The organism is Paenibacillus sp. FSL R5-0490, assembly GCF_001956215.1.
Taxonomy (GTDB): Bacteria; Bacillota; Bacilli; order Bacillales; family Cytobacillaceae; genus Cytobacillus.
In genome coordinates, this window is the sequence record NZ_MRTQ01000011.1 from 132,004 (window position 1) to 147,600 (window position 15,597).

14 protein-coding genes and 1 pseudogene are annotated in these 15,597 nt (G+C 40.1%); 13 read left to right on the top strand and 2 right to left on the bottom strand.

All coding sequences use genetic code 11. From position 1 onward, the window contains the following. Nucleotides 1-11 precede the first annotated feature (11 nt). The 12 genes and pseudogenes from BK139_RS11360 to BK139_RS23715 form a co-directional block, all read left to right on the top strand. Nucleotides 12-1,412, top strand: a complete 1,401-nt coding sequence (locus BK139_RS11360; RefSeq protein WP_076258735.1) for a glycosyltransferase family 2 protein — start codon at nucleotides 12-14, stop codon at nucleotides 1,410-1,412. Beyond that, the gene (locus BK139_RS11365; protein WP_076258686.1) at nucleotides 1,409-4,657 is read left to right on the top strand and encodes a hypothetical protein; all 3,249 of its coding nucleotides are present in this window, start codon (nucleotides 1,409-1,411) and stop codon (nucleotides 4,655-4,657) included. The genes BK139_RS11360 and BK139_RS11365 overlap by 4 nt, the downstream gene beginning before the upstream one ends. After that, nucleotides 4,658-5,029 carry a response regulator transcription factor gene (locus BK139_RS11370; RefSeq protein ID WP_076258688.1) on the top strand — a complete coding sequence of 124 codons (372 nt, stop codon included), beginning with the start codon at nucleotides 4,658-4,660 and terminating at the stop codon, nucleotides 5,027-5,029. Beyond that, on the top strand, nucleotides 5,019-7,892 hold the full coding sequence (locus BK139_RS11375; RefSeq protein ID WP_076258691.1) for an ATP-binding protein: 2,874 nt from the start codon (nucleotides 5,019-5,021) through the stop codon (nucleotides 7,890-7,892). Before BK139_RS11370 ends, BK139_RS11375 begins: the two co-directional genes overlap by 11 nt. 261 nt (nucleotides 7,893-8,153) lie before the next feature. Further along, complete coding sequence (locus tag BK139_RS11380) at nucleotides 8,154-8,636, top strand: DUF2975 domain-containing protein (RefSeq protein WP_076258693.1); 483 nt, start codon at nucleotides 8,154-8,156, stop codon at nucleotides 8,634-8,636. A gap of 9 nt (nucleotides 8,637-8,645) precedes the next feature. Further along, nucleotides 8,646-8,855 carry a helix-turn-helix domain-containing protein gene (locus BK139_RS11385; RefSeq protein ID WP_076258696.1) on the top strand — a complete coding sequence of 70 codons (210 nt, stop codon included), beginning with the start codon at nucleotides 8,646-8,648 and terminating at the stop codon, nucleotides 8,853-8,855. Between the two features lie 114 nt (nucleotides 8,856-8,969). After that, nucleotides 8,970-9,764 carry a DUF817 domain-containing protein gene (locus BK139_RS11390; protein ID WP_175609103.1) on the top strand — a complete coding sequence of 265 codons (795 nt, stop codon included), beginning with the start codon at nucleotides 8,970-8,972 and terminating at the stop codon, nucleotides 9,762-9,764. A 306-nt stretch (nucleotides 9,765-10,070) separates the two neighbouring features. Continuing rightward, on the top strand, nucleotides 10,071-10,787 hold the full coding sequence (locus BK139_RS11395; protein ID WP_083675350.1) for an STAS domain-containing protein: 717 nt from the start codon (nucleotides 10,071-10,073) through the stop codon (nucleotides 10,785-10,787). A 461-nt stretch (nucleotides 10,788-11,248) separates the two neighbouring features. Continuing rightward, nucleotides 11,249-11,515 carry a spore germination protein gene (locus tag BK139_RS11400; RefSeq protein WP_076258702.1) on the top strand — a complete coding sequence of 89 codons (267 nt, stop codon included), beginning with the start codon at nucleotides 11,249-11,251 and terminating at the stop codon, nucleotides 11,513-11,515. 13 nt (nucleotides 11,516-11,528) lie between these two features. Further along, complete coding sequence (locus tag BK139_RS11405) at nucleotides 11,529-11,771, top strand: spore germination protein (protein WP_076258704.1); 243 nt, start codon at nucleotides 11,529-11,531, stop codon at nucleotides 11,769-11,771. A 12-nt stretch (nucleotides 11,772-11,783) separates the two neighbouring features. Continuing rightward, a complete protein-coding gene (locus BK139_RS11410) occupies nucleotides 11,784-12,215 on the top strand; it encodes an Hsp20/alpha crystallin family protein (protein WP_076258706.1) in 432 nt (143 codons plus the stop codon). 141 nt (nucleotides 12,216-12,356) lie between these two features. Continuing rightward, a pseudogene (locus BK139_RS23715) lies at nucleotides 12,357-12,458 on the top strand (DUF817 family protein); the annotation flags it as partial. 64 nt (nucleotides 12,459-12,522) lie between these two features. Here the strand turns inward: BK139_RS23715 and BK139_RS11415 are convergent. After that, nucleotides 12,523-13,299 (bottom strand): YibE/F family protein, encoded by a 777-nt coding sequence (locus BK139_RS11415; protein WP_076258708.1) that lies wholly within the window; start codon nucleotides 13,297-13,299, stop codon nucleotides 12,523-12,525. Further along, nucleotides 13,296-14,414, bottom strand: a complete 1,119-nt coding sequence (locus BK139_RS11420) for a YibE/F family protein (RefSeq protein WP_076258711.1) — start codon at nucleotides 14,412-14,414, stop codon at nucleotides 13,296-13,298. The genes BK139_RS11415 and BK139_RS11420 overlap by 4 nt, the downstream gene beginning before the upstream one ends. 479 nt (nucleotides 14,415-14,893) lie before the next feature. On the opposite strand from BK139_RS11420, the gene BK139_RS11425 reads away from it, so the two are divergent. Then, entirely contained in the window at nucleotides 14,894-15,532 is a 639-nt protein-coding gene (locus tag BK139_RS11425) for a TetR/AcrR family transcriptional regulator (protein ID WP_286148577.1), read from the top strand. Nucleotides 15,533-15,597: the final 65 nt, after the last annotated feature.

Sequence of the window (15,597 nt, forward strand, 5' to 3'; positions counted from 1 at the left end):
TTATGGCTTTTATGTGGGGAAATATATTGGTCGGATTTGCTGCATTTATAGCAGTCTTTATGGTGCTGGTCATTAGTTTCTATTCAATTATTTTAGTAATCTCAGTTTTTCAGCTAAGGAAGGAATATTTGCTGAACCGAAACCAGACATTTGACGAGTATATGAATGAATCTTTCGCAAAACCGGTTTCCATCATTGTACCAGCATATAACGAAGAAGCGGGGGTTGTTGCCAGTGTACGCTCCCTTTTGAGTATAGACTATCCTTCTTTTGAGATTATCGTTGTCAATGACGGTTCAAAAGATGACACCATTGAAAAAATGATTACACATTATCAAATGAATGAAATTAATCCAGCTGTCAGGAAGCAGGTTGAAACAAAGGCGGTTAAAAAAGTTTACCAGTCCGCTTCTCTTCCAAATCTATTTTTAATAGACAAAGAGAATGGAGGAAAAGCTGATGCGCTGAACGCAGGAATTAACTTTTCCCATTTTCCTTATTTCTGTTCATTGGATGGAGATTCTGTACTGGAAAGGGATGCTTTCTTAAAGGTAATGAAGCCTATATTGGATTCTGATGGGGAAGTGATTGCTTCGAGCGGAAGCATCCGCATTGCGAATGGCTGTGAAATACAGGACGGCAATATTTTAAAGGTTGGCTTAGCCAGGGAACCTTTAGTCATCATGCAAATAATCGAATACTTAAGAGCCTTTTTAATGGGCAGGATTGGATTAAGCCGGCATAATTTACTTCTGATTGTCTCTGGAGCCTTCGGTGTTTTTTCCAAGCAATGGGTCATTGATGCGGGAGGCTATAAAACCAATACAGTTGGCGAGGATATGGAGCTGGTAGTAAGGCTCCATAGACTTATCAGAGATAAAAAGCAAAAGAAAAAAATTGTCTACGTCCCAGACCCTGTTTGCTGGACCGAAGTTCCGGAATGCACAACATACCTTAGAAGACAAAGGCGAAGGTGGCATCGCGGATTATTTGAAAGTCTGTGGACACACAGGAAGATGACCTTTAATCCAAGATACGGCCCTATAGGGTTTATATCCTTTCCATACTTTTGGATCGTAGAGCTTTTGGGCCCGATAGTTGAATTATTGGGATACATTTATGTGGTTATTTCCTTATTTTTAGGTGGTATCTATCTTGAGTTTGCCATCCTGATTTTTCTGCTATCGTGTTTATATGGTTCACTTTTCTCCATGGCCGCCGTTTTGCTTGAGGAATGGAGCTTAAGGAAATTTCCAAAAATCTCTGATTTAATCAAACTGTTTTTCTATTCATTGACTGAAACGTTATGGTACCGGCCTTTGACGGTTTTTTGGAGATGTGAAGGAATATGGCAGCTGGTCAAAGGCGATACAAGCTGGGGAGAAATGAAAAGAAAAGGTGTTTCCGGATGAGACAAATTACCAAAGGGCAAACAGCCGTTTTTCTGTTTGTTCTTGCCGTGCTGACCGTTGTTTCCAGTCCTTTCTGGTCATGGTGGCTAAAGCAGGATCAAAAACTGAATGTGTTTATTTTGGACAAAACAGTGCCGGATGACTCTTATCGGGAGCATAAGGGACTTATATGGATTTTAAATAATGAAAAATATATCAAATCAGATGGGGATCGATACAGTATTGAGGCTGATTACAGCGGCTTTAAACCAGGAACGAAAAATGAATATACTATTAAGCCATTACCGGACAATCTTGAAAAATATCAGGTTCTTTACCTTGCAGATACGTATGGGGTTTATGAGGAAGAATTCTATGGAAGCAATCCATTGGGAGAACGGTCTTCTAATCTATATGGCGGGCTGCAGGAGGAGGAGGTTATCCAGCTGGAGGAAACTTTAGTTTCCTCCAAAGGTAAAACACTCATTGCAGAATTCAATACGTTTGCAAGTCCTTCATCAGATGAGGCCAGGCATCGATTGACCAATTTATTGAATATCAGCTGGAGCGGGTGGATTGGGAGGTATTTCCCTGATTTATCGGGCAGTGAGGTTCCTATATGGGTAAAGGAAAACTATGGAGACGGAAATTGGGGTCATAAAGGTCCCGGTCTCGTATTTGTGAACTCGAATGATTACGTTGTGGTTGTCGAAGAGAGTGAAATGGAAGGTAAAGGGGTTGAGTTCCGCCTTACTGAGAACGGCGAGGATTTCTTCGGAAAGAAGGTGGAAGCGCCCTATCGATATTGGTTCGATGTGATCGAGGCCAGAAATGCGGATGAAGTACTGGCTGAGTATTCATTGCCTCTTACTAAGACAGGAAAAAGCAAGCTGCAGAATGCCGGTATCCCTGACACATTCCCAGCTGTTATTCAGCACAGCAACGCTGCCTATTCTTCCTATTATTTTGCAGGCGATTATGCAGATGAAGCAGAAGTTCCAACTATTTATCAGACGAGAGGACTTGCCAAGTGGAAAGAACATTTTAGTGCCAATGATTCTTTTTACTGGGAAGCGTACGTCCCTATGATGAAGAAGGTGCTGCAGGTTAAGCCGCAGCTGGCAAATAGCAAATTCACCCCGGAAATAGATGAGACCAATGGAATACAATTCAATAGCCAAACAAGTGAAGATTATATTCAAATACTGAAAAATGGCACCTGGGAGGATCTGCTAATAAAAGGGGTCAATATGGGAATAGCCAAGCCTGGCAATTTTCCCGGGGAAACAGGAATTACTGAAGCTGAGTATTTCCGATGGTTTAAAGCAATAGGTGATATGAATGCCAATGCTATCAGGATATATACTTTGCATCCGCCGGCATTTTATGAAGCGTTTCATAAATATAATCAGATTGCAGAAAAACCATTATTTCTATTCCATGGTGTCTGGGTCAATGAAGAAACACTGGTTAAGGAGCAGAATGCTTTCTCAGATGCTGTAACAAAAGATTTTAAAAATGAAATGGAGAAAATGATTGATATTATTCATGGAAATGCTGTCATTGAGGAGAGGCCGGGGCATGCATCAGGCGAATATAAATTTGATATCTCACCATATGTGCTTGGCTTTATGGTTGGTATTGAGTGGGATCCTGAAGCGGTCAAAGGCACGAATGATAAACATAAGGGCCTTCAGCAATTCTCCGGTGAATATTTCCAGACAGCTGATGCCAGCCCGTTTGAAATCTGGCTTACTGAATTAATGGACTATGCCGTGAATTATGAAACCGCGAGCTACGAATGGCAGCATTCAATGAGTTTTACCAACTGGGTAACGACCGATCTTCTGGAACATCCTTCAGAGCCGTCGGTTAAGGAAGATATGGTTTCTGTAAACCCTAACCATATACAAGGGACAGATAGGTTTCACGCTGGCCTTTTTGCCTCTTATCATGTATATCCATATTACCCTGATTTCCTTAACTATGAAGAGAAGTATGTCAATTACATCGATTCAAAAGGGGAAAAGAATAATTATGCAGGCTATCTTCATGATTTAATCGCTGTCCACGAGATGCCAGTTATAGTAGCGGAATTCGGAGTCCCTTCGTCCAGGGGGATGACCCATGAAAACGTTGGGGACATGAATCAGGGATTTCACTCTGAGGAGGATCAGGGGAAAATAAACAGCCGGCTGTTTGAGTCCATTGTTTCTGAAGGTTATGCCGGAGGTCTGGTGTTTTCCTGGCAGGATGAATGGTTTAAGCGAACCTGGAATACGATGGATTATGATAATCCTGACAGGCGTCCATACTGGTCCAACAGGCAGACAAATGAACAGCATTTCGGCCTGCTGAGCTTTGAACCAGGTAAAAATGAAGCTGGAATATATGTGGATGGCATTACAGGTGATTGGAAAAAGCTGAACGCTAAACCTGTTTACAGTTCTGGCCGCAAGAATTCTTACTTGAAGGATATGTATATTCGTTCTGATGAGGAACACTTATATATCCGGCTGGATTATAACCATCCTATTGACCTGGAGAATGAGACCACACGTATACTGATTGATACCATTGCAGAGCAGGGACAGACTTCGATCCCGGTTCTGACAGGAAAGGTCAAAACGGACTTCGGAGTTGACTTTATGGCAGAAATAGGCGGACAGGATAAATCCAGGCTTCTAATAGATAGCTATTATGATACTTTTTATTATCATTATAGCCATATGCTGAATATGATTCCGAATGAAAGCTATGCCAATAAAAAGGATAATGGAGTCTTCCACCCTATCAGGTTAGCACTGAATAAGGAATTAACTATTCCATCCACTGGGGAAACGAAATCGTTCAAATCCTATGAGACAGGCAATTTACAGTTTGGGAATGCAAATCCTGCTCATGAACACTTCAATTCATTAACCGATATAAGCATTAGCAGGAGTAAAAAAGTAATGGAGATCAGACTTCCGTGGGCATTGCTTAATATTAAGGATCCAAGCCAGAAAGAGATAGTTGGGGATGTATGGAGAGAAGGTCTCACAGGCAGCCAAACAATTGAGGGATTAAGAATTAGTGCAGTGTCGACGGACAGAGAAGGTATCTTGGATTCTTTTCCAAAGATGCAGGATGGAGTGCTCCAAGGAAAAGATTCTGCCTATTATTCTTGGGAACTGTGGGAGGAGCCAGATTACCATGAAAGGCTTAAAAAGTCCTATCATATTATGAAAAAATTATTTGACTCCGTAGAGTTGGGAGAGAAGTAAATGAAAAAGATATTGATTGCTGAGGATGAAGAAATTCTGCGCATGCTTATTGCTGACACTCTGGAAGATGGGGACTTTGAAGTCGATGAAGCTGAAGATGGAGAAGAAGCCCTGAAGCTGCTGGAAAAAAAGGAATATGATTTGGTCATCCTGGATTATATGATGCCTGGACTTACCGGTCTTGATGTCATCAGGAAAATCCGGGGTGAGCAGGCTCTTAACAAAGATGTGAAAATATTAATGTTATCTGCCAAAAGCCAGCAAAATGAACAGGAAGAGGTTTTAAAGGCAGGGGCCGATTATTTCATGGTTAAACCATTCAGCCCTCTTCAATTATTTGAGAAGGTTGGAAAAATAGTAGATGAAGCTTAATCATTTTATAAAAAAGAGCCTGACCAGGCAGATTGTTGCGCTTATGGGAGTATTCGCCCTTCTCTTTCTGGCGGGAACCAGTATTTTAATTTTGCTGCAAGAGCAAATAAACAGCTCTTATTACAAAGAACGCGAAAAGCTTGTAAAAAAAGAAGAAATTGTTCAGCAAATTGATCATAACTTCAATCTCGTCTTTTTTGATGTCAGAGGCTACTTCGCCTTTGGGAATTCTGAATTAAAAAACCAGGCTGCTGCCTTAAGGCCGCAGATCAGAAAACTTATCAGTGAATACAATGGCATTGCTTCAACCAATGAAGACAAAGCCTTTGGGAAGGAAATGGATGAATTTGCGGATTATTATTTCATTGAAAGGCTTCCCGTTTCCATCGAATATTTTGAAGCAGGCCGTATGGAAGAAATCATTAAAATGGCAGATTCCGGTGCTACTGCAAGGATTAATTCCTTTCAGGAAGATATTCAGGTTTATCTGCAAAATTTGAATGATGAGCTGAACGGCAGGGTACAGGATTTAATCCAAAAACAATCTTATATTCAAACAGGTTTTTTTCTTTTTCTTGTTGCCATTCTGGTGATCCTGTTTCGGATGATCCGCATTATGTTCAAGCAGGTAGGACAGCCGCTTACTCAGTTTGCCAATGCTGCAGAAGAAATTGCCAAGGGAGGAAAGGCGGAACTGAATGTAGGGCAGGATCGTATGGATGAATTAGCAGTCTTGTCTGTTGCCTTTCAAAAAATGGTGGTGACCCTGCAGGAAAAAGAGCAGGATTTGCTTGCTCAAAATGAGGAGCTTCTTGCTCAGCAGGACGAACTTCAAGCACAGAGGGAAGAATTGGAAGATGCCCTTGGAACCATGCAATCAAATGAGATAAAACTTGAGCGCCGGAATGAATTGATTAATGGCATCTCCAATTCGCTGCAAAAACAGGAAGTGCTGGAGAGCATTGTGATGAATATGTCCAATGTCATTGAAGCGGACTGCGGGATCATTGTAATGCTTGAAAATGATGAATCTGCTTCATTTGGCATTTCATCTTTGGGAGTAGAACAGTTCAAGAATCATTTGAAAAGCGGATTAATTGAGAGGCTGAAACAAACAAAAGAAGGTTTTGCTGTTAAGAGACAATTGCTTCAAGAAGAGAAGGGCTACCATGTAAGAACCGTTTTCTGCTATGACCTTTATTTGCCGGTTATTTCTTCAAATCAAGAGGTTACGGCTGTCATGGTGTTCACCAGATACGGGTTTCCTTTTGCACAGACGCATATGGATGAATATTCGGCACTATCAAAACAGATTGGGCTGTCGCTCGATAAAATCAGTTCTTATGAAAACTCTGAAGCTAATAGAAAATTAAACCAGGATATCCTCAACACTGTAAAGGAAGGTCTGCAGTATGTTGACAGGGACGGCTGCATCCTGCAGGTCAACAAACAGCTTTGCGAAATGATCCACTGCGAGGGTGGGTTTGAAGGGATTGTTGGACTGACCTGGGATAAATGGAGCGTACTTCTAAAACAGCAGGTAGAGGATGAAGATGGTTTTACCGAATTTATCTGGCGGGCCTTTAATGGTGAAACATCCAGCGGGGAAACGTTTGTTTACAAAACAAAGGATAGTGGGAATGTCTTCCAGATGTACTGTGAAGATCTTTATCAGAATAATGAGTGTGTTGGAACTGTATTGGTGCACAGGGATATTACAAAAGAATTTAAAGTAGATGAGATGAAATCCGAGTTTGTCAGCACCGTCAGCCATGAATTGAGAACACCGCTTGCCAGCATTTTAGGTTTCTCGGAGCTGCTGCTGAACAGGGAGCTCAAGGCGGAAAAGCAGAAGAAATATATGATGACAATATTAAATGAAGCCAAGAGGCTTACTTCCCTGATCAATGATTTTCTTGATGTTCAGCGGATGGAATCCGGCAAGCAAACGTACGAAAAAAAATATATAGAGCTTCTCCCTATGATTGAGAAAGTAATAGATAATCAGCAGGTGCAGACGGATGTTCACAATATTACATTGGAACCATTTTGTGGAAATGATGTCATTCTTGGTGATTCCTGCAAAATCGAACAGGTTTTTTCCAATTTGATAAGTAATGCCATCAAGTATTCTCCATCTGGAGGCACAGTAAATATAAGGTTATACGAGGAAAACAGCCTGCTTCTTATAGAAGTGCAAGATCAAGGACTGGGAATTCCGGAAAATGCAGCTGCGGATATTTTTAACAAATTTTATAGAGTGGACAATTCAGATCGACGCCGAATTGGCGGAACTGGGCTTGGGCTTTCCATTGTTCAGGAAATAGTAAAGGCTCATGATGGAAATATAAGCGTCAAATCAAAATACGGCGAAGGAAGTACCTTCACTGTATCCTTTCCAGCTGTCTATAAGCCTTCCCATGGACTGGATGAGAACATTCATCAAAGCGGCACACGCTATGAAGTGCTGGTCATTGAAGATGATCAAAGTCTGGCAGAACTGTTTATTCAGGAGCTTACGGAAAACAATTTGCATGCGAAGCATTTCAATAACGGAAGGGATGTCCTGGCTTATTTGGAAAATTACCTGCCTGATGCGATTGTTTTGGATATCATGCTTGATGAAGGGCTTGATGGATGGAGTGTTATGAAGATATTAAAACGAAATGAAGTGTTAAGTCACATTCCAATTATTATTTCAACTGCACTGGATGAAAAAGAGAAAGGCCTGTCACTGGGAGCTCATGAATACCTAATAAAGCCTTACCAGGCGGGAAGCCTGTCGATGGCCATTATGCAGACACTGCTTAAGGTGGGGAAAGCCGGTCAGATACTGGTTCCTGAGAATTCACCCGGTGATTAAAACATCTGCTCTATTATATAAGATTTTCTCCTGCTTCCAGTAGGAACGTTAAAACCTGGCTAAAAAGAGGCCGGGTTTTTTTTATGGTATGCTGGCAAATCAGTGATTTAAGAAATAAAGCACTGTAAAAGAAAATCCCTTTATTTAAATGTTCCTTACTTCTGATTCAATAAAAAAATAACAAAAAACATTAAATATTTATTGAAAAACAATAAATAATAGATTAAAATCAAAATGAAAATAAGAAGTGAGGTGCTTTTTATGGAAAAGGTAACAACGTTGTTTTTAAAAATAGCCGTTATTCTATTAGGAGTCCCTATTTTAGTTTTGTGCATTGTTCTTGTGCCTGAACTGGGGAATGTTGCAGGTGAATTGCTGCCTGAGTTTGCGTTTATCAAATATCTGGTATACATCGTATTTTATGGCTCGACTATTCCCTTTTACTTTGCGTTATATCAGGCATTCAGGCTTTTGCGCTATATTGACAAGAATGAAGCTTTCTCTGATTTATCTGTCATAGCTTTGAAGAAGATAAAATATTGCGCCATCATCATCGCCGGTTTGCATGTGGTGGTACTGCCGGTCTTCTATCTTTTTGCAGAGATAGACGATGCCCCAGGTGTCATCTTCGTCGGAATGGTGGTTCCTTTTGCATCGATGGTTATCGCAGTGTTTGCGGCTGTTCTCCAAAAGCTGCTGCAAGAGGCAATCGAGATAAAATCAGAAAATGATTTAACGGTTTGAGGTGAGAACATGGCGATATTAATCAATGTTGATGTAATGCTGGCAAAAAGGAAAATGAGTGTAACAGAACTTTCAGAGAGGGTAGGAATCACCATGGCAAACCTTTCTATTTTGAAAAATGGAAAAGCAAAAGCGATCCGGTTTTCCACTTTGGAGGCCATCTGCAAAGCCCTGGATTGTCAGCCGGGAGATATCTTGGAGTATCGCAGTGATGAATAAGAGGATGGGGGGACAGGTTCATCGTCCCGGTTGGGACAATAACCTGTCCCCTTTGTCCCAATGAAAGGGGGATTTCAAATGCAAATGACTATTCGAAAAATGGAAGTTCAGCCGTTGAGGTCACTGAAACAATTGTTTCGTTTCGGCTGGGAGCAGGCTTTGTCCTGTGTGTTTCCTGTTGTCATTTTTGCTTCTTTGGCTTTGACCAACGTCATACCGATGCCTTTTCTGCCGCGGTATGACTGGCTGCTGATCATCTGTCTTCTGATGCAATGGGTGATGGTGCGATCTGGCTTAGAAACGAAGGATGAATTGAAGGTTATCACGATGTTCCACATAATTGGGCTTGCACTGGAACTGTTTAAGGTACATATGGGCTCATGGGCATATCCGGAGGAGGGGTATTCCAAAGTTTTTGGGGTTCCTTTGTACAGCGGCTTCATGTATGCCAGTGTAGCAAGTTATCTTTGCCAGGCGTGGAGGAGGCTGAAAGTTGATCTGATCAAGTGGCCGCCATTCCTGACAGTAGTGCCTCTCGCCGCTGCCATTTATTTGAATTTTTTCACCCATCATTATTGGATCGATATCCGCTGGTGGCTGTCCGGTTTGGTGATCATTATGTTTTGGAAATCCTGGGTCCGTTATGAGGTCGGCGGAAAGGCTTACCGAATGCCTATTTCACTTTCCTTTGTGCTCATCGGGTTCTTTATATGGGTAGCTGAGAATATTGCCACATTCTTTGGAGCGTGGGAGTATCCCAATCAGGCGGAGGCCTGGAGTCTTGTTCATCTGGGAAAAGTGAGTTCCTGGCTCTTATTGGTAATTGTCAGCTTTCTTATAGTTGCGACACTCAAGCAAGTGAAGGGGAAGAATTCGGCAGAACAAGCAATCGGTCTGAAACTGCAGTAGAGATATTCAGCTAGCATGTGATCTGAATCTGAAGTTTTACCATTTGGATAAAATCCTAATTCCAATTAAGGATTGATCGCTATTTCCTTTTCGGCCTGAAAGGTTTTTAAAAGTAACAAAATGTTTTTTTTGTGCAGTCTAATATGATATATTAAGCTCACAGGCCATAACATATGGGAGGGGAATAATCTGATCAATCAAACAGAGGTTGATTATAAGAAGAAAATATCTGAAGACATACTCAGCAAAAAGCATGAATTAATCAGGCAAAAAATAGATTTAAAATCCAACCAGATTTCTGAATCAATGGCTTCCAGATTACTTGAATGGCGTGAAAATCTTGTCGGGATATATGCACAATCAATCGCAAGTGATATAGAGACAACTTATCAGGTTCTTAAAGAATGGGGAGATGAAGCTGTAGACACATTGGTGAATTATAATCTCCCAATAGATATAGCACTAAAGGAAGTCAGGGATTATCGAAACCTCATTGGCCATATTATCAGGGACGATGCATCCCAGCTGGAACTGACAATAGAACAGTTTTATGAAATAATTTCAGACTTTGATTCTGTGGTGGATCGAGCCGTTCATTGGCTGAGTATTTCATATTCAAAGAAATTCTACACACGTATTAATTTAGCAGAAGCTGCTGCATTAGAATTATCGATTCCAGTAATTAAAATTACTTCGAAAATTGGAATCCTGCCTTTGATAGGAGATATTGATACTCAAAGAGCCCAGGAATTAATGGAGAAAGCTCTTACAAAAAGCAATGAGTTCTCTTTGGAGCATATCATTATAGACTTATCAGGTGTTCCTGTTGTGGATACCATGGTGGCAGACCGAATCATAAGGGTTGTAGAATCTTTAACTCTTTTGGGTGTTAAAGCTACATTAACAGGAATCAGACCTGAAATTGCTCAAACATTGACTCACCTGGGAATCAATATTTCTCACATTGATGTGGCCACAAGTCTTCAAAAGGCTTTACAGAGCTTATTGAAGATTAAACTTTAAAAATAATAACCTTTTATATAGATCGCATTATAATAGGCTTGTCTTGGAAGATAAATTAATATAAATACTGTTATTTACAGGGATTGCAGGAGCAGTCCTTTTTTTGATTGGACCATTTCAGGCAAATTCACTCCGAATATCCTCTGATTTTATCACTCCACCGATCTTCTTTATTAAAACCTTTAGCTCTTCCTGGTTAGATAAATTATTAATCACTCTTCTGGTTCTTAACGAATATTAAGCTCTGACAGTTTTCATCTAGCTATGAAAGGGGAAAGCTGGCTTTCTCAATAGGTAGAAGCCTATTCCAATTCCCAGATTTAGAATAGACTGTTAGGGAAAAAGTCTAGGGAGGAGAAAAAATGCATACCCAATTGAACAAAGGAATTCAGTCAATTCCAGTTGAAGAATTTAGGGGGCCATTAGGATTCACCAGGATTAAGGACAGAAGGGTGTTTTAAATGTCTATTGTCATAAATCTGTATTATCTAAAGGTTAACAGTATCTCCGGTAATGGTTCCATTACAGTCGGTGAGGCCACCCATAATAGCCACTCTTCCAAAAATAAATTACAAGGGCTGAATTCCTCTTATGGAGATTTGTCTCCGACGGAAGGAATGATGGAGAATATCTATATTGATCCTGATGTGAATGATCAGACAGAAATCGGCACAAGCGATAATTCTTATGTGAATCAACCAAGACCGCCTATGCCGCCAGTTTATTAAGAGGAGGTAAAGTATGCCTTATCAAATAAATATCCTAAATATAAAGGTAAATGGTGCTACACAAAATGGAAATATTGATATTGGACCTACGGTGCATAACAGTCATACCGCTAATAGCAAGTTTATTGGAGCAAATTTTTCTATGGGTGATTTTTCACCAACCACGGCAGTGTTAAATTCCGGAAACGTTGACCCTGATGTCAGCGACCAGGATCAAATAGCTAATCCATCTGCACCGATCACGAATCAAATATAAAGGAGTACAGGGATGGATATAGAAAAAATCAGAAAGTGGCTTGAGATTACGAATGAATATCAAAATAGTCATTTTTGGACTAGTGTCCTGCAGAACAAATATGTTAATGAGAGCCGGCATCGGGAGGAAGCTTTTCCGAAATGTGATATTTATCAGAATGAAAGCTATAACTTTGTTATTTTCGAAATTCCTGGTTTAGATCCATCCGAAATTTCCCTGAATTTAATTTCAAGCAAGCAGCTGAAAATCTCGGGACATGTAAAACGATTCTATCCCGATCAAATAGTAGTTAAAAGAGAAAGAACTTATGGGGATTTCCAAAGGACGATTGAACTTCCGGAACCAGCCGATCCTCAATACATGCGTACAGAGATTCAAAGTGGAGGCCTGCTTCAAATAGCGTATCCGCGCGAAGTGGAGAATATATATTTTCCACAAAGCTAAATCTATGACCTGAAAAAAGATGACATCCATACGGGTGTCATTTTTAATATATCATTTTTATAATTTTCCTTTTTTACCTTGGGATGTGTGCTCAGTAAGTAAAAACGAAGCTTTAACTTCATTAAATATGAAAATACAGCTGGGCTCAGGGCATATCCGAAGGAGGATTTTTCTAAAGTGTTTGGAGTTCCTTTGTACAGCGGCTTCAGCCATGCCAGTGTCGCAAGTTATCTATGTCAGGCTTGAAGAAGGATGAAGGTTAAACCTATAAAAATAAGTAATTCATCCTTCTCATGCTGTGAGGAAGCTATTCAGCGGTATCAGCCGAATTTCCTCTTTTCACCAAATACAGTGCGGTAATCCAGGAAGTAATGGGAATCACCATTGTTACCCCAATTCCTGCACAGAAGATTGTAATCATCTCCCCGCTGAAAATCTTTGAATTGATAATTTCACCCGGTGAATAGGATAGGTCTTTAAACCATATCAGGAGTGCTAAATATCCGCCGAAGAAGGCGAAAAATAATGTGTTGGTGCTTGTTCCGAGAATATCCTTGCCGATGCTGATGCCGGCTTGAAATAATTCCTTTCTGCTAATGTCCGGGTGATGATAATGAATTTCCCTCATTGGGGAAGATATGGCCATAGCAGCATCCGTAATGGCGCCAATTGTACTCATGATGATGACAGACGCAGCCACTTTAACAAAATCAACCCCAATATAAAGGGAAAATATGCTCAACTCTTCTATTTCCTCTTCACCAAATCCCTGAATCATGGCTTTTTCTGCAATGATGACAATGAACACAATGAGAACGATCGTAGTCATGATTGAAGCCAGAAAGGCGGTTATCGTCTTAATGTTCACTTCATTTATAAAAAATAGATTGACGCAGCCAATAAAGGCACAGGCAATTAATGTAACGGCTATCGGATTGATGTTTGGATCGTTCATAAAGAAAAGCACGAAAATGATCACTCCAAAGTTGAGGAAGATCGCAAAAAATGATCTGGCTCCTTTTTTGCCGCCTATAAGGGTCATCAGAATAAATAATATGGCTGCCAGCACTAGTATTGCATTCATTTTCGTGCCCTCTTTCTATTAATGAAATATATGGCAGTATACAAGCCAATCGGAATGGTGATTACGATTCCAATTCCTCCGGCAAGTGCCCGGGCTAATTCCAGTGAAAGGTTCATGGATAGGCTGAACCCAAGCGGTGAGTCATTTTTTATATACAAAATAAGCATCGGAAGGGAACCGCTGATATAGGCGAAAAATAAAATATTCGTCATGGTGCCCATAATGTCTTTGCCCACTTCCATTCCAGAGCGTTTAAGAGCCTGCAAGGGAATGCTGTTATTCTTTTCATATAAGCTGAATAGGGAAGATGACATGGTAATGGCTACATCCATAACCGCTCCTAACGAGCCGATAAATAATCCGGCTAAGAACACCATCTGATAGGGCCTGGTTATAAACTGGAGCTCTTCGTATCTTAGCCCCTTCCCGCCAGTAAACCATATGACCAAATAAGTGATCAACAACGACAAGAATGTAGCCGCAAGCGTTGCAATAATCGCAGCATACGTCTTTTCATTAAAGCCGTTTACAAGTAAAAGGGAGGTAACGGTAAATAAGATGACTGCTGCGCTGCATATCAGCAGCAGGCTTATTTCCGGATTCTTCAGATAAACATCCAATGCATAGGAAAGCAGCACAGCATTTACTGTCAGGCTGATGATGGAAAAGAAACCTTGCTTTTTACCGACAAAGAGCAGTATCAGGATAAAAATCCATCCTGTTAATAGTATGTAATGATCCCGCTTCAGATCAAGGATATCTCCGCTTAATTCTGCAGTACCTTCTTTTTTCTCCTTTATGGACACAAATAGTTTTTGGCTGCTTTGAATTTCATAATCATACGCTTTGGACTTTGAATACTGATTTGTTATGAGAATATACTGTCCTTTTGCCTTTCCATTTGTTATTTCTGCTATAATCCGCTGTTCATATACACGGTCTTCATTATCGTAAATATCCGTAACTTCTTCAGAGTGAACAAGTTTGACTTCCTTTACTTCAGCTATTGTGCGTTCATAGAAAGAATCATTGTTTTGGACAAACAGTATGGAGGCAGCTATGCATATTGCCAATATGATATAAAAATAGACCTTATTAATAGGGGTGTTTTTCAAAATAAACCTCCATAAGTGTAAAAATAGAAGACCTGTGCAACGGAATAAGGATATCAGTAACTTTTTCGGATAGTCAAGTTTCTCTCTGTTCTGGAGGAGAGACTTGTTACTCAAAAAAAAATCATCCAAAAGGATGAAAGAGCTGATTCGTGTCATTATTTCTTTTGTACATTCAACATTTCATTTTGCTGTTTCTCTTTTTTCTGGTTTTCAGCATCCTTTTTGAAAGCCTCCATTGCTTTATAGAAAAGCAAAGTCAATTTGATCACCCCCTTATTAGCATGTATCCCCTCTATTTTCAAATAAAACTAAGAATAACAAATTGATAAATTTTGTCAAAAAAATTGACGGAAAAATATTGACCAGTGTGGTCAATTTTGTTATTTTTAAAATGACCACATTGGTCATTATTGTGAAAGGAGTGCAATATAATTAATACTACTTTTTACAGCTTAAAACCCGATAAACAGAAACGGATTATCAATGCGGCCATGAAGGAATTTGTAAAGAGCGGCTTTGAAAAGGCATCTACAAATGAAATGGTAAAGGATGCACAAATAAGTAAAGGCTCATTGTTTAACTATTTCAGCAATAAAAAGGATTTGTACTTATTTTTAATTCAGAATGCACTAAACATCATTGAACAAATCTATGTTGAAATAGACATGAATGAAAGGGACATTTTTGAAAGGATCAGCCAGATAGGGTTTATTAAATTAAACATTCAAAAGAAGTATCCCCTTGTATTTAATTTCTTGAAATCCCTGCTTGAAGAAGATGCGCAGGATGTAAAATCTGAAAAAAATCAGCTCTTGGCAAACATTCAAAAAGATGGCTTCAAAAGAATCTACGAAAACATCGACTGGTCAAAGCTTCGGGAGGATATAGAACCTGAAAAGGCAATGAATATCCTGAATTGGACCATGACTGGTTTTGCGGAACTGCAAATCGCCAAAATTAAGTCATTTGAGGATATCGGTACCGAGGTGTTTAACGAATGGGACAGCTATAAAGAAATTTTAAAGAGCTGTTTTTATCGCAGTCTAACGGGCAGTAAGACCCCACTTCAAGACTCAGAGGAATCAAAGGATGATAAGTGGGGGTCAAACTGCCCGTAAAGGCCCGATTGGTGAGATACAGTGAAACTTGCCGACGCGCAGGCAGAGGCTTAGTTGAACCAATC